The sequence below is a fragment of the Hydrogenophaga pseudoflava genome (assembly GCF_031020795.1).
GTDB classification, from domain to species: Bacteria; Pseudomonadota; Gammaproteobacteria; order Burkholderiales; family Burkholderiaceae_C; genus Hydrogenophaga; species Hydrogenophaga pseudoflava_A.
This window is the reverse complement of sequence record NZ_JAVHJP010000003.1, coordinates 436,840-458,391: the sequence shown is the minus strand read 5'-3', so window position 1 is coordinate 458,391 and position 21,552 is coordinate 436,840. Positions and strand designations below refer to the sequence as shown.

Here is a 21,552-nt window from a genome sequence, read left to right as displayed (position 1 = left end):
AATATCATTGCATGCTTCTTTCTGTCGCCAGCTTCTGGCGCACCACCACCACCACCATCTCCGGAGACACCCATGCCCCGACTGCTCCTGGCCTTCAAGGCCGCCCTGCTGGCTCTCTTCCTCACAGCGCTGACACCCTCGCACGCGGCCGATGACGTGATCAAGACGGTCTACCACATGAGCGAAGGCATCCCCCAGGCCTCACGCGCCATCAACAACATCCGCAACCACCTGGCGGCCGACCCCAAGGCCAAGATCGTGGTGGTCACGCACGGTCTGGGCATCGACTTCCTGCTGGAGGGCGCGACCAACCAGATGGAGCAGCCCTTCGCCGGCGCCATCGGCGAGCTGGCAGCCAAGGGCGTGGAATTCCGCGTCTGCAACAACACCCTGGTCTCGCGCAAGATCGACGGGTCCAAGGTGGTGATGGAAGCCAAGATCGTGCCGTCGGGGGTCGCCGAGGTGGCCCGTCTGCAGGCCCGCGAAGGCTTCGTTTACCTGAGACCTTGACTCCCTTCCCCCGCGCCGCCTGCGGTGCAGAGGGGGCGTCCTCACTGCGGCGCGCGGGGGACAATAGTCCCATGAAGATCATTCGACTCAAGCCCGGCAAAGAGCGCTCGCTCCAGCGCCACCATCCCTGGGTGTTCGATGGCGCGATCGCCAAGGGCGGCGCCGATGCCGGCGAAACCGTGCGCGTGGACAGCGCCGAAGGCCAGTTCCTCGCCTGGGGCGCGTATTCGCCCAGCTCCAAGATCCGCGTGCGCGCCTGGAGCTTCGACCAGGCCCAGCGCATCGACGCCGCCTTTTTCCGCGAGACGCTGCGCCGCGCCCTCGCTCTGCGCGAACGCATGGGCATCGCCAGCAACGGCCTGCGCCTGGTGCACGGCGAGTCCGATGGCCTGCCGGGGCTGGTGGTGGACCGCTACGGCAACACCCTGGTGGCGCAGTTCGGTGCCGCGGGTGTGGAGCGCTGGAAAGACGTGATCGCCGATGCGCTGGTCGAGCTGACCGGCTGCCCGCGCCTGTACGAACGTTCCGACGCCAGTTCGCGCGCGCTCGAAGGCCTGCCCGAGGTGACCGGCTGGCTGCGCGGCGACGGCGCCACGGCCTTTGAGTTGCAGGAACATGGCTGGCGCCTGGGCCTGGACATCGCCCTGGGGCACAAGACCGGCTATTACCTGGACCAGCGCGACAGCCGGCTGGCGTTGTTCGAGTACACCAAGCGCCTGAAGTTTGCCCAGGTGCTCAACTGCTTCAGCTACACCGGTGGCTTTTCGGTCGCCGCGTTGGCGGGTGGGGCCGGGCACGTGACCAGCATCGACTCGTCCGGCCCGGCGCTGGAACAGGCGCGCTCCAATCTGTTGCTCAACGGACTGGACCCGGCCCAGGCCACGTTCATCGACGGCGACGTCAACGCCTCGCTGCGCCAGTTCGTGGCCGAGGGCCGCCAGTTCGACGCCATCGTGCTCGATCCGCCCAAGCTGGCGCCTACGGCGGCGCATGCCGAGCGGGCCGCCCGCGCCTACAAGGACATCAACCGCCTGGCGTTCAAGCTGCTGCCACCCGGCGGTGTGTTGTTCACGTTTTCGTGCTCGGGCGGCATCGGTGTGGAGCTGTTCCACAAGATCGTTGCCTCGGCCGGTCTGGACGCCGGGGTGGACGGCGCCATCCTGCAGCGCCTGGGCGGCGCCTGCGACCACCCCATGACCATCAACTTCCCCGAGGGCGAGTACCTCAAGGGCCTGGTGGTCATGAAAAAGCTCTGACCGCGCGAGGGTCACACCGCTGCACTACACTCCCGGCCTGCTTTTTGCATACGGAACCCGCCATGTCGCTCATCCCCGCCACCATCCTCACCGGCTTTCTCGGCTCGGGCAAGACCACGCTGCTCAAGCGCGTGCTGACCGAAGCCCACGGCCAGAAGATCGCCGTGGTGGAGAACGAGTTCGGTGAAGAGAACATCGACAACGACATCCTGGTCTCGGACACGCAGGAAAACATCATCCAGATGAGCAATGGCTGCATCTGCTGCACCATCCGCGACGACCTTCGCGCCACCCTGGCCGACCTGGCGCAGAAGAAACGCAAGGGCGAACTGGAATTCGAACGCGTGGTGATCGAGACCACCGGCCTGGCCGACCCCGGCCCGGTGGCGCAGACCTTCTTCATGGACGACGAGGTGGCCGAGCAGTACCTGCTGGACTCCATCCTGACCCTGGTCGACGCCAAGCACGCCGCGCAGCAACTCAACGACCGCCAGGAAGCCCGGCGCCAGGTGGGTTTTGCCGACCAGATCTTCATCAGCAAGGCCGACCTGGTGAGCCAGGAAGACGTGGACGCGCTGATCCACCGCCTCAAGCACATGAACCCGCGCGCGCCCATGCGCACGGTGCACTTCGGTGAGGTGGCGCTCAAGGAGGTGTTCGACCTGCGCGGCTTCAACCTGAACGCCAAGCTCGACATCGACCCGGACTTCCTGAGCGTGGACGACCACGACCACGGTCATGAGCACCACGACCATGACCACGAACACGGCGAGCACTGCAACCATCCCTCGCACCAGCACGGGCACGACCACGGCCACCACCACCATCACGACGACGATGTGAAAAGCTTTGTCTACCGGGCCGACAAACCTTTCGACCCGGCCAAGCTGGAAGACTTCCTGGGCGCCATCGTGCAGGTCTACGGGCCCAAGATGCTGCGCTATAAGGGGGTGCTGAACATGCTGGGCACCGACCGCAAGGTGATCTTCCAGGGCGTGCACCAGCTCATGGGCAGTGACCTGGGACCGCTCTGGGCGGAGGGCGAGGCCCGCAGCAGCAAGATGGTGTTCATCGGCATCGACCTGCCCCGGGACATCCTGGTCCAGGGGCTCGACCAGGCGCTGGTCTGAGCGGACGGATGCGCCCGGGAAAGCGGAAACGGAGCCCTCATGCTGTTTGTCTCGCTTCTCCAACGGCTGGGTTTTCCCTCGGATCCCGCGTCAGTGTCCTCGGGGGCTGCGTCGTTACAATCGCCGCCCAAGTCGGCAGCCCCCCGCCCATCCCGGTCGTCTGCCCGCCAGCAGACGCAGGCCGGTGCTTCCGACGTTCGCAAACGGGGTATAACCACAAACCGGCCGGTTTCGGCCGAAAGAGGCGATGCGGTCAGGGTCTCCACCCCGTCCAGCGCACCACCCCGCCACCAGGCAGCGTCAGGCACTGAGAGGAAATCCGTTGTGAAAGCCCAGGCCACCCCCACCGCGAAGACTCGCAAACCCGCCGCATCGGTCGGCAAGGGGCGGTCCGCGACTGCTGTGGCCACGGTGTCCAAGGTGCCTGCCAAGACCGCGGCCAAGACGGCCGGTGCGAAGGTCTCCGTCGGCAAACCTGGCGCCAAGACCGCTCAGCCTGTGCCCAAAAAAGCGACCTCGCCCAAAGTGGTGGCGGTTGCCAAGCCCGTGGTCCCCGCCAAGGCCGCAGCAAAACCGGTCAGCAAACCGGCTCCCGTCAAGGCGCCGGCGCCACCGGTCAAAGCGTTGACCAGCCAGAAAGTGCCGTCTGCTGCGCCTCCGGTCGCTGCTCCGGCACCCATCGTCATCGAACCGACCCCGCGCCCCCTCGGCAAGCGGGCGGCCAAGAAAGTGATGATGGAACAGATGACCCAGGCTGCGGTCGTTCCGACCCATGCTCCCAACGCCGCCAAGGCGACCTTCTCCTTATCGAACGAACGTGTGATGACTGCTCCCGCGCCCACCGCCATCCAGAAAGACCCGAAACGCGCCAACAACTGGAAGTCCCTGCCGGTCGACAAACTGACCGACCAGGACGTTCAGTCCATGCCCGACTCGGAGTACATGAACGACGTGCAGCTCGCCTTCTTCCGTCGAAAGCTGACCCAACTCAAGGAAGACATGCTGGCCAATGCTGGCGAGACCACCGAGCACCTGCGCGAGGACACCGTCGTGGTGCCAGACCCTGCCGACCGTGCGACGATCGAGGAAGAGCATGCGCTGGAACTGCGCACCCGCGACCGCGAACGCAAGCTGCTCAAGAAGATCGAGCAGGCCATCGCCCGCATCGACTCGGGCGACTACGGGTACTGCGAAGAAACCGGTGAGCCCATCGGTGTCGGTCGCCTGATGGCGCGCCCGACGGCCAGCCTCTCGCTGGAGGCGCAACAGCGGCGCGAACTCAAACAGAAGATGTTCGGCGACTGATTGCGACCCGTCCACCGGAACCCCCTCCTAACCTGATCCATGTCCAAGGACGATTCCAACGGCGGCTTTCTGTCCAAAGTGGTGAAGTTCGTGCGCCATCCGACCACGAGCTGGTCGGATCTGGACACCCGCAGCGCGGACCGCGAGAGCGAGTACAACAAGGCGGCGCTCAAGGAGATGATCGAGCGCAAGCGCCGCAACGACTTTGTGCGCAAGCGGGAATTCGACATGCTGCGCAAGATCCGCAGCCGCGAAGGCTCCGTCGACGGAGCCCAGGGTGTACGGCCTTCTTTCTTCCAGAGCAGTCTTCCTTCCAAGCCCGACGACCGGGCGATGACGCTGAAGAAGATCGACGAGATCGAAGCCCAGATGTCGATGCAGTGGTGGAAGACCAAGGGCCCGGACTCGCTGGTGACAGGCGGGCCCAACTCCGGCGCCCACTCCACCGGAGGCACGCCCCTGGATCGCAAGGCGGAAAAGCCGGTCCCCCCCCGGGAGACGGCCGAGCAGAAGCGCCTGAAGGCACAGTACAACGAGACCGAAGCGGCGTCTTTGAACGATGGTGAGGCCTCCACCTCGCCGCAGCCCCCGATTTCTGCACCGGCGGTGGCAACGTCTGCGCCGGGCACCGTTCCGGTGCTCAGAGAAACGGTGCCTCCTCCGAAGGCCGCACCGGAATCCACACCGGCGTCGTCGACAGCGCGCACCGGACTGATGGCGCCCACATCGGGTGCACCGCTCGCCGGGCCGGCGCGTGGGAGATCGGGTCCGGGTTTCTCTGCCTCGCACTTTTACGAGCTGGATGTGCACGAAATTGCCCAGGACCCGGAGGTCGAGGAGGCCGCCATCCGGTTCGCCAACGGGGACGATGCGGGCGCTGAACAGGGCCTCAAGGACACCATCGCGGAAGGCGGGCCACGCGAAAACCAGCTGGACGACTGGCTCGCACTGTTCGATCTGTACCGGGCCACGGGGCAGATGGCGCCGTTCGAAAGCCGTGCCGTGGATTTCGTGAACCGCTTTGGGCGCTCCCCCCCGCAGTGGTACGACATGCCCGAGCTGGTGTCGTCCATGACCGGCAAGGCGTTCAAGCCGTCGGTCACGCCGACCCGCGCGGCGTGGGCCTGTGATCCCGAGCTGGATGCCCATGCGGTGGGCACGCTGCAGAACGTGCTGCTGCGGGCACCCCAGCCCTGGGTGCTCGACTGGTCGGAACTGGAGTCCATCGACGTCAAGGCGGCGCGAGCGCTGCTGGGCATCTTCACGCTCTGGGGTGACCAGGAGGTGGAGATTTCCTTTATCGGCGCGCCCCATCTGCGCGATGTGCTCAAGCAACTCACGCCATCGGGGCGCCGGGACGTCGAGCAGCTCTGGTGGGAGCTGCGCATGGCCGTCCTGCGGGTGATGAACCGACCGGACGAGTTTGAGCTGACGGCGCTGGACTTCTGTGTCACCTACGAGGTGTCCCCGCCGGGGTGGGAGCGTCCACGCTGTCATTTCAAGGCCATGACCAATGGCACCGTGGATCCGGACGAAGGTGCTTCCGTGCTGGGCGAGGTGGTGCGGGAAACGGTCGCATCCGGTTACTCGACGGAGCCGGGCGCCGAGGGGCCCTCGACGGAGTTCAATCACCTGGGGCTGGTCGAGCTGTCCGGTGAGATCCGTGGCGACCCTCAGACCACTCTGGAAGACCTGGAGCGCCGTCTGCAGGGCGCCGATGTCATGATCATTTCCTGCCGCAACCTGATTCGTGTGGACTTTTCCGCGGCCGGCACGCTGTTGAACTGGGTGGCCGGTCACCATGCGTCGGGCCGTCTGGTGCAGTTCGTCGATGTGCACCGACTGGTGTCGGCCTTTTTCAACGTCATCGGCATCACCGAATACGCCAAGGTCGTTGTCAGGAACGACTAGCTTAGGCTCCCTTGCGCCGCCTGAGGCGTCTCCCCTTGGAGGGCGGCGCTGGCGGCCCGGCAAAGCCGGTTCCGCGGCGCCCTGGAGCGACTTCCCTTCTTTTTTGTTCCGGCTTGAGAACGGCCGCACTGTCTCCACTTTCATCTTCTATGGAAACTTTTCACGGAACGACCATCGTCTGCGTGCGCCGCGAGACGCCGGAGGGTGTGCAGGTCGCCATTGGCGGTGACGGTCAGGTCACCCTGGGCAATGTGGTCGTCAAGGGCACCGCACGCAAGGTGCGCAAGCTGTACCGGGACCAGGTCCTGGCGGGTTTTGCTGGTGCCACGGCGGATGCCTTCACCCTGTTTGAGCGTTTCGAAGCCAAGCTGGAAAAGCACCAGGGGCATCTGGTGCGCGCGGCCATCGATCTGACGCGGGACTGGCGCACCGACCGCGTGCTGCGCCGGCTCGAAGCCATGCTGGCAGTGGGCGACCGCAGCGCGGCACTGATCATCACCGGCAACGGCGATGTGCTGGAACCTGAGCACGGCGTGGTCGCCATCGGCTCGGGCGGCGCCTACGCGCAGGCCGCGGCCCGGGCGCTGGTGCAGCACACGGCGCTCAGCGCGGAAGACGTGGTGCGGCAGTCGCTGGCCATCGCGGGCGAGATCTGCATCTACACCAACATGAACCACACCGTCGAGGTGCTCTGAGCCATGTCCTCAATGACCCCGCAGGAGATCGTCTCCGAGCTCGACCGCTTCATCATCGGCCAGAAAGGTGCCAAGCGCGCCGTGGCCATTGCGCTGCGCAACCGCTGGCGTCGCCAGCAGGTCGATGAGAAGCTGCGACCGGAAATCACCCCCAAGAACATCCTGATGATCGGCCCGACCGGCGTGGGCAAGACGGAAATCGCGCGCCGCCTGGCCAGGCTGGCCGATGCGCCCTTCATCAAGGTCGAGGCCACCAAGTTCACCGAGGTGGGCTATGTGGGCAAGGACGTCGACAGCATCGTGCGCGATCTGGTCGAGATCGCGGTGAAGCAGACGCGCGAGGCCGACATGCGCAAGCAGCGCATGCGCGCGGAGGACGCCGCCGAGGACCGCATCCTCGATGTGTTGCTGCCGTCGCCGCGCGGCATGTCCGGGGAGCCGCAGCCCAACCCCGACAGCACGGCGCGCCAGACATTCCGCAAGAAGCTGCGCGAGGGACAGCTGGACGACCGCGAGATCGAGATCGACCTGGCCGAATCGGCGCCGGCCATGCAGGTCATGGGGCCGGCCGGCATGGAGGAAATGGCCGAGCAGCTGCGCGGCATGTTCAGCCAGATGGGGCAGGAGCGCCGCCGCAAGCGCAAGCTCAAGATCGCCGAGGCGATGAAGCTGCTGATCGACGAGGAGGCTGGCAAGCTGGTCAACGAAGAAGACGTGCGCACGCGCGCGCTGCACAACACCGAGCAGAACGGCATCGTCTTCATCGACGAGATCGACAAGGTGGCTTCGCGCAGCGAGGCCGGTGGCGCCGAGGTGTCGCGTCAGGGCGTGCAGCGCGACCTGCTGCCCCTGGTGGAAGGCACCACGGTGTCGACCAAGTACGGCATGGTCAAGACCGACCACGTCCTGTTCATCGCCAGCGGCGCGTTCCACCTGGCCAAACCCAGCGACCTGATCCCCGAGCTTCAGGGGCGTTTCCCGATTCGGGTGGAACTGCAGTCGCTGTCGGTGGACGACTTCGAAGCCATACTCACCAGCACCCACGCCAGCCTGGTCAAGCAGTACCAGGCGTTGTTGGCTACCGAGGGCGTGACGCTGGAGTTCAAGCCTGATGGCATTCGCCAGCTGGCGCAGATCGCCTGCGACGTGAATGAGCGCACCGAGAACATCGGAGCCCGCCGGCTGGCCACGGTGATGGAGCACCTCCTGGACGAAGTCAGCTTCGGCGCCACTGCCCTGCAGAACAGCGCGGTGGTGATCGACGCCGCGTATGTGAACGGCCGTCTGGCCGAGCTGAGCCGCAACGAGGATCTGTCCCGCTACATCCTCTGACGGCGCGTTCCAGCGCCCGGTCCCCGGGCCCCTGAGGGTGGCCGGGATTTTTCCTGGGCCCCGCGCAGGGTCAGCGCCCGGGCGTTTGGCCGTCTGTCGTCACCCTGTATGTAACAGGGTTTTCAACCATCACATTCACAGCACGTCGTAAGTGCTTGCTTTTGCTGCGTATTTTGAAGTTGAAATTGCTTCAAAATGTGTTCTAAGTGATTGATTTCATTGAAAAAAAACGCCCGGCCGAGGCTTGCAGCCACCGCTTTTCCTGCTACAGTGGAAAAAAGTGCAATTAAGTGGTGAAAAGTGTTTTAGCAGGGTGATTTTCGGTGTTTCAAGGCGCTTCCTCTCTCAGTCTCGATGCCAAGGGTCGGCTCTCCATGCCGACCCGGCACCGCGACGCCTTGAGCACCCAGTCCGGTCAGCTGACCATCACCAAACATCCTCACGGCTGCCTGATGGTATTCCCCCGCGACGAGTGGGAGAAGTTCCGGGCCCGCATTGCCTCGTTGCCGATGGATGCGCAGTGGTGGCGCCGCATCTTTCTGGGCAACGCCATGGACGTTGAAATGGATGCCTCGGGCCGGATCCTGGTCTCGCCCGAACTGCGGACAGCCGCCGGCATCAGCCGCGAAGCCGTGCTGCTGGGCATGGGCTCTTATCTGGAGTTGTGGGACGCGCAGTCCTATGCGGCCAAGGAGGCCGAGGAAATGCAGAAGCCCATGCCCGATGTCCTCAAGGACTTCAGTTTCTGAGGCGCGCGGTGACAGACACATGGGTACACCACACCGTCCTGTTGAACGAGGCTGTGGACGCACTGGAGGTCCGGCCGGACGGGCGCTACGTGGACGCCACGTTCGGCCGCGGCGGCCATTCGCGCGCCGTCCTGGGCCGGCTTTCGCCCCAGGGCCGGCTGACCGCGTTCGACAAGGACCCGCAGGCGATCGCTGTGGGCGAGGCGCTGGCGGCGGCCGATCCGCGGTTTGTCATCCGGCATCAGGGGTTCCGGCAGCTGGGCGAGCTGGGGCCGCAGAGTGCGGACGGGGTGTTGATGGACCTGGGCGTGAGTTCTCCCCAGATCGACGACCCCGAAAGGGGTTTTTCTTTTCGTCACGACGGTCCTCTGGACATGCGCATGGACACCACGCGCGGACAGAGCGTCGCCCAATGGCTGGAAACGGCCGATGTGTCCACCCTGTCGGAGGTCATCCGTGAATACGGCGAAGAACGGTTTGCTCAACAGGTTGCAAAGGCGATTGATCGTCGCCGACAGGAACGGGGCCCTCTTCGAACCACCCGCGAGCTGGCCGAAGTCGTGGCTGGCGCGGTCAAAACCCGCGAGCCGGGCAAGGACCCTGCAACGCGCACATTTCAGGCTTTTCGGATTTTCATCAACGCCGAGCTTGAAGAGCTGCAACAAGCGCTAGAGGACAGCCTGCATGTCTTGCGTCCCGGAGGTCGACTGGTCGTGATCAGCTTCCACTCGCTGGAAGACCGCATGGTCAAACAGTTCATGGCGCGCCATTCGCGCACCGTGGTGGACCGGCGCGTGCCCTTCGCCGAGCCGGCGCCCACGCGCCTGGCCGAGGTGCACCGGGTGATGCCGTCGCAGGCCGAAGTCGAGGGCAATCCGCGGGCGCGCAGCGCCGTGATGCGTGTGGCCACGCGCACGGAGGTGCCCGCATGATCCGGCTCAACCTCATGCTGCTGGCCGCCGTGATGGCGAGTGCCTTCTATCTGGTGCACACCCAGTACGAGTCCCGCCGCCTCTACACCGCGATCGACAAGGCCAATGCCCAGGCGCACCGCCTGGCAGCCGATCACGAGCAGCTGCAGGTGCAGAAGCGCGAGCAGGCGACGCCGGCCCGGGTGCAGCAGCTGGCTGTGCGCCAGCTGAAGATGCGCCCGGTGTCCCCGGGAATCACCGAGTACGTCACCATCAACGAGCCGGCAGCCACCGCCGGTGCGTCGGAGGGGGCGCGATGAGCAAGTCCGGACGTCGCGCCATCAACTACAGCGCCAGCCCGCTGCTCGCGAGCAAGACGCCGGTATGGCGCAGCAAGTTCGTCGTGGCGCTGCTGGCGCTGGCGTTCGCCGGTCTGGGCGCGCGTGCAGCCTACGTGCAGGTGTTCGGCAACGAGTTCTTCCAGCGCCAGGGCGAGGTGCGTTTTGCCCGCACGCTGGAGTTGCCGGCCAACCGCGGCCGGGTGCTGGACCGCAACGGCCTGATCCTCGCCTCCAGTGTGGTGGCACAGAGCATCTGGGCGATTCCGGAGGACGTGGACAAGTCGGAGCCCAAACTCAAGGACCTGGCCAAGCTGCTGGACATGCCGCTGAGCGACCTGAGGAAGAAGCTGGCCAACGAGGACAAGACCTTTGTCTGGGTCAAGCGTCAGGTCGATGAGCCGGTGGCCAAGGAAATCGCTGCTCTGGGCATCAAGGGCATCTACCAACGCCGCGAATACAAGCGCCAGTACCCCGAGGGTGAAGCGGCGGCGCACGTGGTGGGTTTCACCAATGTGGAAGACCGTGGCCAGGAGGGTGTCGAGCTGGCCTTCAACTCGCAACTCGCCGGCAAGGCGGGCTCGCGACGGGTGATCAAGGACCGTCTGGGCCGGGTGATCGAGGACGTGCGCGACGTGATCCCCCCGGTCGACGGGCCGGACTTGCAGCTCTCCATCGACAGCAAGGTCCAGTTCTTCGCCTACGAGAAGCTGCGTGAGGCGGTCAAGAACAACAAGGCCAAGGCCGGCAGCGTGATCGTTCTGGATGCGCAGACCGGCGAGGTGCTGGCGCTGGCCAACTTCCCCAGCTACAACCCCAACAAGCGCGTCAATCTCAGCGGCGAACAGCTGCGCAACCGCGTGCTGACGGACAGCTTCGAACCTGGCTCCACGATGAAGCCCTTCATCGCGGCACTGGCGCTGGAGAAGGGTTTGGTCCGGCCCACCACGCAGATCCAGACTGCGCCCGGACGCGTCACCATCGGCGGCTCGACCATCAGCGATGCCCACCCGCACGAGGTGCTGACGGTCAACGAGATCATCCAGAAGTCGAGCAACGTCGGCACCGTCAAGATGGCGATGCAGATGCATCCGCGCGAGATGTGGGAGACCTACGCCCAGGCCGGTTTCGGCCAGAAGCCTCAGGTGCCATTCCCCGGTGCCGTGTCCGGCCGACTGCGGCCCTACAAGACCTGGCGCCCCATCGAGCAGGCCACCATGAGCTATGGCTACGGCCTGTCGGCGTCGCTGTTCCAGCTGGCGCAGGCCTACACCATCTTCGCTCGCAACGGCGAACTGATCCCCGTGAGCATGCTCAAGACCGACACGCCCGCCACCGGTGTGCGGGTGTTCAGCGAGCAGAACGCGGTGGCGGTGCGCAAGATGCTGGAGCTGGCCACCGGTCCGGGCGGTACGGCGCCCAAGGCCCAGACCATGGGCTATTCGGTGGGCGGCAAGACCGGCACGGCCCACAAGCAGGAGGGCAAGGGCTACGCCGCCAACAAGTACCGCAGCTGGTTCGTGGGCATCGCGCCCATTGAGCAGCCGCGCATTGTGGTGGCGGTGATGATCGACGAGCCGTCCAACGGGGTCTATTTCGGTGGCCTGGTGGCGGCGCCGGTGTTCAGCGAGACGGTGCAGCAGACCTTGCGCATCCTCGGCGTGCAGCCGGACATGAACGTCAAGCCCCAGATCGTGACCGAAGTGGTCGAGGAGTCCTTTTGATGCCTCATCGCAGCGATCCCCGGGACATTGCACGCTGGTTGCGCGAGCGCGTGACCGGCGAGCTGCAGTGCGACAGCCGCCGTGTGCGCCCGGGCGATGCGTTTGTGGCCTGGCCGGGTTTTGCGACCGATGGCCGCCGGTTTGTGCCGGCCGCCCTGGAGGCCGGGGCCTCGGCGGTGCTGGTCGAGGCCGATGGGGCGGAGGCCTTCGGACTCAGCGACGAACGCGTGCGGGCGGTGCCCGGGCTCAAGGCCCTGGCCGGCCCGATCGCCAGCGCCTACCACGGCGACCCCAGCGCCTCGCTGGACCTGGTGGCCTTCACCGGCACCAACGGCAAGACCTCGTCGGCCTGGTGGATGGCGCAGCTGCTCAACGCTTTGGGGCGTGGCTGCGCGGTGGTCGGCACCCTGGGCATCGGCCGCCCCCCGGCACCCGGTGAGCGCAGCCACACGATCATTGCCACCGGCCTGACCACGCCCGATCCGGTGCTGCTGCAGGCGCGGCTGCGCGGCATGGTCGATGAGGGGCTCTCGGCTTGCGCCATCGAGGCCTCGTCCATCGGCCTGGTCGAAGGGCGGCTCAACGCCTGTCAGATTCGCGTCGCGGTGTTCACCAATTTCACGCAGGACCACCTCGACTTCCACCGCAGCATGGCCGACTACTGGGAGGCCAAGTCACGGCTGTTCCACTGGCCCGGACTGACGCACGCCGTGGTGAATGTCGATGATGACCAGGGCATGGCGCTGGACCAGGCCCTGGCCGGTCGCCCGTCGCTGAGCCGCTGGAGCGTCGGCATCGAGCGCACGGCGCGCCTGATGGCACGCGACATCCGCTACACCGACCACGGCATGCGCTTCGATGTGGTCGAGCACGACGCCCATGGTGCCGAGGTGGATCGGGGTGCTCTCGCACTGGACCTGATCGGGCACTACAACGTGTCGAACCTGCTGGGAGTGGTCGGCGCCGCACGCGCCCTGGGGGTGTCGCTGGCCGAGGCCCTGCGAGCCTGCGCCGTGCTCAGCCCGGTTCCCGGGCGCATGGAACAGGTGCCGGCCGTGGCCGGCCAGCCACTGGTGCTGGTGGACTACGCCCACACGCCGGATGCGCTGGAGAAGGCGCTGCGGGCCCTGCAGCCCATGGCCCGCCAGCGCGGAGGCGCCCTGTGGGTCGTCGCCGGTTGCGGCGGCGACCGCGATCCGGGCAAGCGGCCGCTGATGGCGGCCGTGGCAGAGCGCGAGGCCCAGCAGGTGGTGCTGACCAGCGACAACCCGCGCACCGAAGACCCCGCCGAGATCCTCCGCCAGATGGCAGGCGGTCTGCTGCATCCGGCGTCGGCGCGGATCGTGGCCGACCGCAGCCAGGCGATTGCGCAGGCGGTGACCGGGGCCGGGGCGCGCGACGTGCTGCTGATCGCGGGCAAGGGCCACGAGGACTACCAGGAGGTCATGGGCGTCAAGCGCCCGTTCTCCGATCTGGAGCAGGCGCGCCAGGCCCTGGCAACGCGCGTGGCGACAGGGGGTGCTGCATGAAGGCGCTGCAGCAACTGCTGCCCCGCCTGACCGGTGCGCGCGCCGTGGGCGAGGTGCCATCGTCGATCCTCCGCGTGCACACCGATACCCGCAGCCTTCAGCCGGGCGATCTGTTCGTGGCGCTGCGCGGCGAGCGTTTCGACGCCCACGACTTCCTGCCGCAGGCCGCCGCCGCGGGAGCCGTCGCGGGCATCGCGCAGACCGGTCTGGCGAATGCCCGCCTGCCGGGCGTGGAAGTACCGGACACCCGCCTGGCGCTGGGCGAGTTGTCGCGGCTGTGGCGCGAGCAGTTGGCTCTGCCGCTGATCGCCGTGACCGGCAGCAACGGCAAGACCACGGTGACGCAGATGATTGCGTCCATCCTGCGGACGGCCGCGGGCGATGCCGCCCACGCCACGCAGGGCAACCTGAACAACGACATCGGGGTACCGCTGACCCTGCTCAAGCTGCGGGCCTCGCACCGCCTGGCCGTGATCGAGCTGGGCATGAACCACCCGGGCGAGATCCCCTACCTGGCCGCGCTGGCCCGGCCGACGGTCGCCCTGGTCAACAACGCGCAGCGCGAGCACCAGGAGTTCATGGGCACGGTAGAGGCGGTGGCGCGCGAAAACGGCGCGGTCATCGAGTCTCTGCCGGCCAGTGGTGTGGCCGTGTTTCCTTCCGACGACGAGCACACCGCCCTGTGGCGCCAGCTGGCGGACCGGCGCCGCGTGCTGACCTTCAGCGACACCGACTCGCAGGCCGAGGTGCGGTCGCTGCGCGCCGAATGGCACGACGGCGCCTGGGCGCTGGACTTCACGACGCCTTCCGGTGCCGGCGCCTGCCGCCTGCACATCGCCGGGCGCCACAACGTGCGAAACGCGCTGGCCGCCGCCGCCTGTGCCCTGGCCGCGGGCGTGGCGCTGCACGACATCGAACGCGGTCTGGAGGCCTTCGAGCCGGTGGGCGGGCGCTCGCGCGCACTCGCGCTGACGCTGGGTGGCCGCACGCTGACGTTGGTGGACGACACCTACAACGCCAACCCCGACTCGGTGGTCGCGGCCATCCGCGTGCTCGCCGAGTTGCCGGCGCCGCGCCTGCTGGTGCTGGGCGACATGGGCGAGGTGGGCGAGCAGGGCCTGGCCTTCCACCTGGAAGTGCTGCGCCACGCCATGGCTTCGGGCATCGAGACCGTGCACTGCACCGGCGACTGGATGGAGCAGGCCGTGCGGGCCCTGCAGGCCGCCGGCGAGGCGGCACCGCGCCACTGGACCGACGTGTCGGCCCTGGTCGCCCATGTGTGCCACGCGGTGTCGGCGCCGCAGCCCTCGCCGGTGCTCAGCGTGCTGGTCAAGGGCTCGAGGTTCATGCGCATGGAACGGGTGGTGCAGGGGCTGCAGGCCCTGGCCCAGCCGGACGGACAGAACAATCACAAGGACACCTCTCATGCTGCTTAGCCTGGCCCTCTGGCTGCAAAGCCTGGGACCCGAATTCGGGTTCCTGCGGGTCTTTCAGTACCTCACGTTCCGCGCGGTGATGGCCGCGATGACGGCGCTCATCCTCGGCCTGGTGGCCGGCCCGTATTTCATCCGCCGGCTCACCGCGCTCAAGATCGGCCAGCCGATCCGCGGCTACGCGATGCAGACCCACCTGAGCAAGAGTGGCACACCCACCATGGGCGGCGTGCTGATCCTGTTTTCCATCGCGCTGTCCACCCTGCTCTGGTTCGATCTGACCAACCGCTTCGTCTGGATCGTGCTGGTGGTGACGCTGGGCTTTGGTGCCATCGGCTGGGCCGACGACTGGCGCAAGGTGGTGCACAAGAACCCCGAGGGCATGCGCTCGCGCGAGAAGTACTTCTGGCAGTCGCTGATTGGCCTGCTGGCCGCGTTCTACCTGGTGTTCAGCGTCTCGGGTACCAGCAACCTGCGGGTGCTCGAGCTGTTCTTCCAGTGGGTGCTCTCGGGCTTCACGGTCGAACTGCCGCCCCAGGCCGGGCTCATGGTGCCGTTCTTCAAGGAGATCAGCTACCCGCTGGGCGTGTTCGGCTTCGTGGTCATGACCTACCTGGTCATCGTCGGCGCCAGCAACGCGGTCAACCTGACCGACGGGCTGGACGGGCTGGCCATCATGCCGGTGGTGATGGTGGGCTCGGCGCTGGGCGTGTTCGCCTACGTCACCGGCAGCTCGGTGTTCTCCAAGTACCTGCTGCTGCCCTACATCCCCGGCGCGGGCGAGCTGCTGATCTTCTGCGCGGCCATGGCCGGTGCGGGCCTGGCCTTCCTCTGGTTCAACACCCACCCGGCCCAGGTCTTCATGGGCGACGTGGGCGCGCTGGCCCTGGGCGGCGCGCTGGGCACCATCGCCGTCATCGTGCGGCAGGAGATCGTGCTGGCCATCATGGGCGGCATCTTCGTGGTCGAGGCGCTGTCGGTGATGCTGCAGGTCACCTGGTTCAAGTACACCAAGAAGAAATATGGCGAAGGCCGGCGCCTGTTCCAGATGGCGCCACTGCACCACCACTTCGAGAAGAAGGGCTGGAAGGAGACGCAGGTCGTGGTTCGCTTCTGGATCATCACCATGCTGCTGTGCCTGGTCGGCCTGTCCACCCTGAAGCTGCGTTGACACAAGCATGAACGCCCTTCAAGACCAACACGTGCTCATCCTCGGCCTCGGCATCTCCGGGCTGTCGATGGCGCGCTGGTGCGTGCGCCACGGGGCACAGGTCACCGTGGCCGACACGCGCGCGAACCCGCCGTCGCTGGCCGCGCTGCGCGCCGAGTGCCCGTCGGCGGACTTCGTGGCCGGCGCCTTCGACGAGTCTCTGCTGGCGCGGGCGGCCTGGAACCTGATCGCGCGCAGTCCCGGCCTGCCCCCGGAGCAGCTCGCGCCGGCACGGGAATGGGCGCTGGCACACGGCGCAGCCTTTGTGGGTGAGCTGGACCTGTTCGCCCAGGCGCTGTGCGACCTGTCGCAGCGCGAGGTCCTGCCCTACCGGCCCAAGGTGCTGGCGATCACCGGCACCAACGGCAAGACCACGGTGACTTCGCTGACCGGCCTGCTGCTGCAGCGCGCCGGACTGCGCGTGGCCGTGGCCGGCAACATCGGGCCGGCGCTGCTGGACGTGCTGTCGGCCGCGCTGGATGCCGAACGCGAAGGCGAGGCGCTGGACGCCCCGCGCGCGGCTGAAGCCGAGCGGGAGGCCGCGGCCCAGGCGCCCGCTGCCGCGCCGATGGACGCGGCACCGGCGCCGGAGACCGCCGAGCCCCAGAACGAAACCGAAACGGCGGAGCCGTCGGAAGCGGGGGCCGAGGAGGAAGGGCCCACCCTGCTGGTGCCGCCTCCGCCGCCCGAGCCCGAGCCGCCCCACCTGCCGCAGGCCTGGGTGCTGGAGCTCTCCAGCTTCCAGCTCGACGGCACGGCCGGTGGCCCCTGGGACCGGGTGCCCACGGCGGCCACGGTGCTCAACATCACCGAAGACCACCTGGACTGGCACGGCTCGATGGCCGCTTACGCCCAGGCCAAGGCCGCGGTGTTCGGTGCGCGGGCGCTCATGCTGCTCAACCGCGAGGACCCGCGGGTGAGCGCCATGGCGCCCGGCATGGTCACGGTCAAGATCAGCGGTCGCAACCGCCAGCAGCCGGCACGTCCCTGGACCAGCTTCGGCCTGGACACGCCGGTGCGTGCGGGCGACTGGGGCATCGAATCGGTCAACGGCATGGACTGGCTGGTCCGGGCGCTCGCCCTGGATGAGACCCGACAGCGCGGCCGCGGCCAGGACGCCGACGAGGAGATCTACTTCCAGCGCCTGATGCCGGTGGATGCGCTGCGCATCCGCGGCCGCCACAACGCCGCCAACGCGCTGGCGTCGCTGGCGCTGGCCACCTCCACCGGGGCACCGCTGGCCCCGATGCTGCACGGCCTGCGGGAGTACCGCGGCGAGCCGCACCGGGTGGAGCCCGTCGCCATCCTGGACGACGTCGAGTATTTCGACGACAGCAAGGGCACCAATGTCGGCGCCACGCTGGCCGCCATCCGGGGGCTGGGCGTCGACCGGCGCCTGGTGGTCATCCTCGGCGGCGACGGCAAGGGTCAGGACTTCTCCCCTTTGGCCGAACCGCTGGCCCGGCATGCGCGCGCCGTGGTCTTCATCGGCCGCGACGGGCCGAAGATCCGCGAGCAGATCGCCGCGGCCCTGCTGCAGGCCGAGGTGCCGATGGACGAGGTCGCCACGATGCCCGAAGCGGTGCAGCAGTCCGCCCGGCTGGCCAAGGCCGGCGACGCGGTGCTGATGTCGCCCGCCTGCGCCAGCCTGGACATGTTCCGGGACTACAAGCACCGCGCCGATGTGTTCATCGAGGCGGTGCGCGCGCTGGCCGACGAGCGGGGTGTGAGCCTGGAGGGCCAGTCGTGAAGGCCGCTCTCGCCAGCTTCCTGCAGCGCCTGCGGACGACCCTGGGCGGCAAGATGCCCGCGCTGGTGGGCCTGGGCAATGCGCTCGGCGCCGAAGGCCTGCCGGTGCGCCTCTCCAACCGGACCTACGCGGGCCTGCGCCAGCGGCCGGTGCGCGAACTGGGCTTCGACCAGCCGCTGCTGTGGGTGGTGGTGGCCCTGCTGGCCTGGGGTCTGGTGATGGTTTATTCGGCGTCCATCGCGCTGCCCGACAACCCGCGCTTCGGCAATTACGCCCAGACCCACTTCGCGCTGCGCCATGGCCTGTTCATCGTGATCGGCCTGGTGGCCGCCCTGATCGCCTTCCAGGTGCCGATGCAGACCTGGGAGCGTTGTGCGCCCTGGCTGTTCGCGCTGGCCCTGCTGCTGCTGGTCGTGGTGCTGATTCCTTTCATCGGCAAGGGCGTGAACGGTGCCCGCCGCTGGATTCCGCTGGGGGTCATCAACTTCCAGCCCTCCGAGCTGGCCAAGCTCACGATCCTGCTCTACGCCGCCGACTACATGGTGCGCAAGATGGACGTCAAGGAGCGCTTCTTCCGCGCCGTGGCGCCCATGGCCGTGGCCCTGGCCGTGGTGGGCATGCTGCTGCTGGCCGAGCCCGACATGGGCGCCTTCATGGTGATCGTGGTGATCGCGATGGGCATCCTGTTCCTGGGTGGCGTCAACGCGCGCATGTTTTTCCTGATCGTGCTGGTCGTGGTGGCCGCCTTCGGCCTGATGGTGATGATGAGCGAGTGGCGGCGCGAGCGCATCTTCGCCTACCTCGACCCCTGGGCCGAGCAGTACGCGCTGGGCAAGGGCTACCAGCTCTCGCATTCGCTGATTGCGTTCGGCCGCGGCGAAATCTTCGGTGTCGGCCTGGGCGGCAGCGTGGAGAAGCTGCACTGGCTGCCCGAGGCCCACACCGACTTCCTGCTCGCGGTGGTGGGCGAGGAGTTCGGCCTGGTCGGCGTGACGATCATCATCGCGGCCTTCCTCTGGCTGGTGCGCCGCATCGTGCTCATCGGGCGCCAGGCGATCGCGCTGGACCAGGTCTTCGCCGGGCTGGTGGCACAGGGCGTGGGGCTGTGGATCGGCTTCCAGGCCTTCATCAACATCGGCGTGAACCTCGGCGCCCTGCCCACCAAGGGGTTGACCCTGCCGCTGATGAGCTACGGTGGATCGGCCATCCTGCTGGAGCTGGTGGCCCTGGCCATCGTGCTGCGGGTGGACCACGAGAACCGCCTGCTGATGAAGGGAGGCCGCTCATGAGCCGCCCGCCCTGTGCATTGATCATGGCCGGTGGCACCGGCGGTCACATTTTCCCGGGGCTGGCCGTGGCCGAAGCCCTGCGCGAAAAGGGTTGGCGCGTGCACTGGCTGGGTTCCCCTGGCAGCATGGAAAGCCGCCTGGTGCCGCCGCGCGGCATTCCTCTGGAACTGATCGACTTCGGTGGTGTGCGCGGCAAGGGCCTCAGCACCCTGGTGCTGCTGCCGCTGCGCCTGCTCAAGGCGTTCGCCCAGGCCTTCGCCATGGTCGGCCGCGTAAAGCCCGACGTGCTGGTCGGACTGGGCGGCTACATCACCTTCCCGGGCGGCATGATGGGCGTGCTGCGCGGCAAGCCGCTGGTGCTGCACGAGCAGAACTCGGTGGCCGGCATGGCCAACAAGGTGCTCTCGGGCATCGCCGACCGCGTGTTCACCGCCTTCCCGAACGTGTTCGGCAAGGCCGAATGGGTGGGCAACCCGCTGCGCGCCGGCTTCCTGCGCCAGCCGGCACCCGCCGAGCGCTTTGCCGGCCGCAGCGGTCCGCTGCGCCTGCTGGTGGTGGGCGGCAGCCTGGGCGCCAAGGCGCTCAACGACACCGTGCCCCAGGCCTTGGCCCTGCTGCCCGAACACGAGCGCCCGGTGGTGGTCCACCAGAGCGGCGAGAAGCAGATCGAGGCGCTGAAAGCCAATTACGCCACCGCGGGCGTGCAGGCCGAACTCACGCCGTTCATCGACGACACCGCCACGGCCTTCGCCGAGGCCGACCTGATCGTCTGCCGCGCGGGTGCGAGCACCGTGACCGAGATCGCTGCGGTAGGTGCCGCCGCGCTGTTCGTGCCCTTCCCGCACGCGGTGGACGATCACCAGACCACCAACGCCCGTTTCCTCGTCGAGGCGGGTGGCGCCTGGCTGGTGCCACAGACCGAGCTCACGGCCCAGTCGCTGGCCGAGCGCCTGCGCTCGGTGAACCGCGCACAACTGACGGAGATGGCCACCAAGGCCAAACAGATGGAAAAGACACAGGCCGTGGCCGCCGTGGTGGCGGCCTGCGAGCAACTCGCGAAAGTGAAGGCGTCATGAAGCACGCGATCCGACACATCCATTTCGTGGGCATCGGCGGCTCGGGCATGAGCGGCATCGCCGAGGTGCTGCTCAACCAGGGCTACGTGATCTCGGGCACCGACCTGGGCGAGAACGCGGCCACGCGCCGTCTGGTCTCCCTGGGCGCCACGGTGCACAAGGGCCACGACGCGAAGTTCATCGAAGGCGCGGACGCCATCGTCACCTCCACCGCGGTCAAGGACGACAACCCCGAGGTGGTCGCGGCGCACGCCAAGTTGATCCCGGTGGTGCCGCGCGCGGTCATGCTGGCCGAGTTGATGCGCATGAAGAAAGGCGTGGCCATCGCCGGCACCCACGGCAAGACGACCACCACCAGTCTGGTGGCCAGCGTGCTCGCCGCCGCCGGGATGGACCCGACCTTCGTGATCGGCGGGCGCCTGAACAGCGCGGGCGCCAACGCGCAGCTGGGCTCGGGCGAGTACATCGTGGTCGAGGCCGACGAATCGGACGCCTCGTTCCTGAACCTGCTGCCGGTGCTCTCGGTCGTCACCAACATCGACGCCGACCACATGGACACCTACGGGCACGACTTCGGCAAGCTCAAGTCGGCCTTCGTGGACTTCCTGCACAAGATGCCGTTCTACGGCGCCGCGGTGGTCTGCGTCGACGATCCGGCGATCCGCGACATCCTGCCCCAGATCGCGCGGCCGATCACCGGCTACGGCTTCGCCGACAGCGCCCAGCTGCGCGCGGTCGACGTGCAGGCGGTGGGCGGACAGATGCACTTCACCGTGCTGCGCGAGGACGCGCCCCCGTTGCCGGTGGTGCTGAACCTGCCAGGCCTGCACAACGTGCTCAACGCGCTGGCCGCCATCGGCATCGCCGAGGAACTGGGCGTGCCGGACGCGGCGGTGCAGAAAGCGCTGGCCGAGTTCAAGGGGGTGGGGCGGCGCTTCCAGCGCTACGGCGACGCGGCGCTTCCCACGGGGGGCACCGCCACGCTGGTGGACGACTACGGTCACCACCCGGTGGAAATGGCGGCCACGCTGGCCGCCGCACGCGGCGCCTTCCCGGGCCGCCGCCTGGTGCTGGCCTTCCAGCCGCACCGCTACAGCCGCACGCGCGACTGCTTCGAGGATTTCGTGAAGGTGATCGGCCAGGCCGACGCCGTGCTGCTGGCCGAGGTCTACGCCGCCGGCGAGGCGCCCATCGTGGCGGCCGACGGCCGTTCGCTGGCGCGCGCGCTGCGCGTCGCGGGCAAGGTGGAGCCGGTGTTTGTCGACGACATCGCCGACATGCCGCAGGCGGTGCTGGACAACGCCCGCGACGGCGACGTGGTGCTGTGCATGGGCGCCGGTTCGATCGGCGCGGTGGCCGGGCAGGTGGTCGACCTGGCCGGCAAGGACAAGGTGTGAATGTGGA

The 21,552-nt window shown here is 67.6% G+C and carries 18 protein-coding genes; all 18 read left to right on the top strand.

Annotated features, from left to right (window positions below):
- Positions 1-72 precede the first annotated feature (72 nt).
- The 18 genes from RCO38_RS11745 to murC all read left to right on the top strand — a co-directional run bounded on the left by RCO38_RS11745 (position 73) and on the right by murC (position 21,545).
- Positions 73-510 carry a DsrE family protein gene (locus RCO38_RS11745; RefSeq protein ID WP_308328492.1) on the top strand — a complete coding sequence of 146 codons (438 nt, stop codon included), beginning with the start codon at positions 73-75 and terminating at the stop codon, positions 508-510.
- 71 nt (positions 511-581) lie between these two features.
- On the top strand, positions 582-1,766 hold the full coding sequence (locus RCO38_RS11740; RefSeq protein WP_308328491.1) for a class I SAM-dependent rRNA methyltransferase: 1,185 nt from the start codon (positions 582-584) through the stop codon (positions 1,764-1,766).
- Positions 1,767-1,828: 62 nt separating this feature from the next.
- Positions 1,829-2,896, top strand: coding sequence for a CobW family GTP-binding protein (locus RCO38_RS11735; RefSeq protein WP_308328490.1), 1,068 nt, complete (start codon positions 1,829-1,831; stop codon positions 2,894-2,896).
- A 324-nt stretch (positions 2,897-3,220) separates the two neighbouring features.
- Positions 3,221-4,201, top strand: coding sequence for an RNA polymerase-binding protein DksA (dksA, locus tag RCO38_RS11730; protein WP_308328489.1), 981 nt, complete (start codon positions 3,221-3,223; stop codon positions 4,199-4,201).
- A 39-nt stretch (positions 4,202-4,240) separates the two neighbouring features.
- Positions 4,241-6,112 (top strand): STAS domain-containing protein, encoded by a 1,872-nt coding sequence (locus RCO38_RS11725; protein ID WP_308328488.1) that lies wholly within the window; start codon positions 4,241-4,243, stop codon positions 6,110-6,112.
- A gap of 149 nt (positions 6,113-6,261) precedes the next feature.
- Positions 6,262-6,807, top strand: a complete 546-nt coding sequence (hslV, locus tag RCO38_RS11720) for an ATP-dependent protease subunit HslV (RefSeq protein WP_308328487.1) — start codon at positions 6,262-6,264, stop codon at positions 6,805-6,807.
- Between the two features lie 3 nt (positions 6,808-6,810).
- On the top strand, positions 6,811-8,139 hold the full coding sequence (gene hslU / locus RCO38_RS11715; protein ID WP_308328486.1) for an ATP-dependent protease ATPase subunit HslU: 1,329 nt from the start codon (positions 6,811-6,813) through the stop codon (positions 8,137-8,139).
- A 323-nt stretch (positions 8,140-8,462) separates the two neighbouring features.
- On the top strand, positions 8,463-8,888 hold the full coding sequence (gene mraZ / locus RCO38_RS11710; protein ID WP_308328485.1) for a division/cell wall cluster transcriptional repressor MraZ: 426 nt from the start codon (positions 8,463-8,465) through the stop codon (positions 8,886-8,888).
- A gap of 8 nt (positions 8,889-8,896) precedes the next feature.
- The gene (rsmH, locus tag RCO38_RS11705; protein WP_308328484.1) at positions 8,897-9,820 is read left to right on the top strand and encodes a 16S rRNA (cytosine(1402)-N(4))-methyltransferase RsmH; all 924 of its coding nucleotides are present in this window, start codon (positions 8,897-8,899) and stop codon (positions 9,818-9,820) included.
- On the top strand, positions 9,817-10,119 hold the full coding sequence (ftsL, locus tag RCO38_RS11700) for a cell division protein FtsL (RefSeq protein ID WP_308328483.1): 303 nt from the start codon (positions 9,817-9,819) through the stop codon (positions 10,117-10,119). Before rsmH ends, ftsL begins: the two co-directional genes overlap by 4 nt.
- A complete protein-coding gene (locus RCO38_RS11695) occupies positions 10,116-11,861 on the top strand; it encodes a peptidoglycan D,D-transpeptidase FtsI family protein (RefSeq protein WP_308328482.1) in 1,746 nt (581 codons plus the stop codon). Before ftsL ends, RCO38_RS11695 begins: the two co-directional genes overlap by 4 nt.
- The gene (locus tag RCO38_RS11690; protein ID WP_308328481.1) at positions 11,861-13,390 is read left to right on the top strand and encodes a UDP-N-acetylmuramoyl-L-alanyl-D-glutamate--2,6-diaminopimelate ligase; all 1,530 of its coding nucleotides are present in this window, start codon (positions 11,861-11,863) and stop codon (positions 13,388-13,390) included. Before RCO38_RS11695 ends, RCO38_RS11690 begins: the two co-directional genes overlap by 1 nt.
- Positions 13,387-14,826, top strand: coding sequence for a UDP-N-acetylmuramoyl-tripeptide--D-alanyl-D-alanine ligase (locus tag RCO38_RS11685; RefSeq protein ID WP_308328480.1), 1,440 nt, complete (start codon positions 13,387-13,389; stop codon positions 14,824-14,826). The genes RCO38_RS11690 and RCO38_RS11685 overlap by 4 nt, the downstream gene beginning before the upstream one ends.
- A complete protein-coding gene (gene mraY / locus RCO38_RS11680) occupies positions 14,816-15,994 on the top strand; it encodes a phospho-N-acetylmuramoyl-pentapeptide-transferase (protein ID WP_308328479.1) in 1,179 nt (392 codons plus the stop codon). Before RCO38_RS11685 ends, mraY begins: the two co-directional genes overlap by 11 nt.
- Positions 15,995-16,001: 7 nt before the next feature.
- The gene (murD, locus tag RCO38_RS11675; protein WP_308328478.1) at positions 16,002-17,783 is read left to right on the top strand and encodes a UDP-N-acetylmuramoyl-L-alanine--D-glutamate ligase; all 1,782 of its coding nucleotides are present in this window, start codon (positions 16,002-16,004) and stop codon (positions 17,781-17,783) included.
- 53 nt (positions 17,784-17,836) lie between these two features.
- A complete protein-coding gene (gene ftsW, locus RCO38_RS11670) occupies positions 17,837-19,072 on the top strand; it encodes a putative lipid II flippase FtsW (RefSeq protein ID WP_308328824.1) in 1,236 nt (411 codons plus the stop codon).
- Positions 19,069-20,148 carry an undecaprenyldiphospho-muramoylpentapeptide beta-N-acetylglucosaminyltransferase gene (murG, locus tag RCO38_RS11665; RefSeq protein WP_308328477.1) on the top strand — a complete coding sequence of 360 codons (1,080 nt, stop codon included), beginning with the start codon at positions 19,069-19,071 and terminating at the stop codon, positions 20,146-20,148. Before ftsW ends, murG begins: the two co-directional genes overlap by 4 nt.
- Entirely contained in the window at positions 20,145-21,545 is a 1,401-nt protein-coding gene (gene murC / locus RCO38_RS11660; protein ID WP_308328476.1) for a UDP-N-acetylmuramate--L-alanine ligase, read from the top strand. The genes murG and murC overlap by 4 nt, the downstream gene beginning before the upstream one ends.
- The last annotated feature ends 7 nt before the right edge of the window (positions 21,546-21,552 follow it).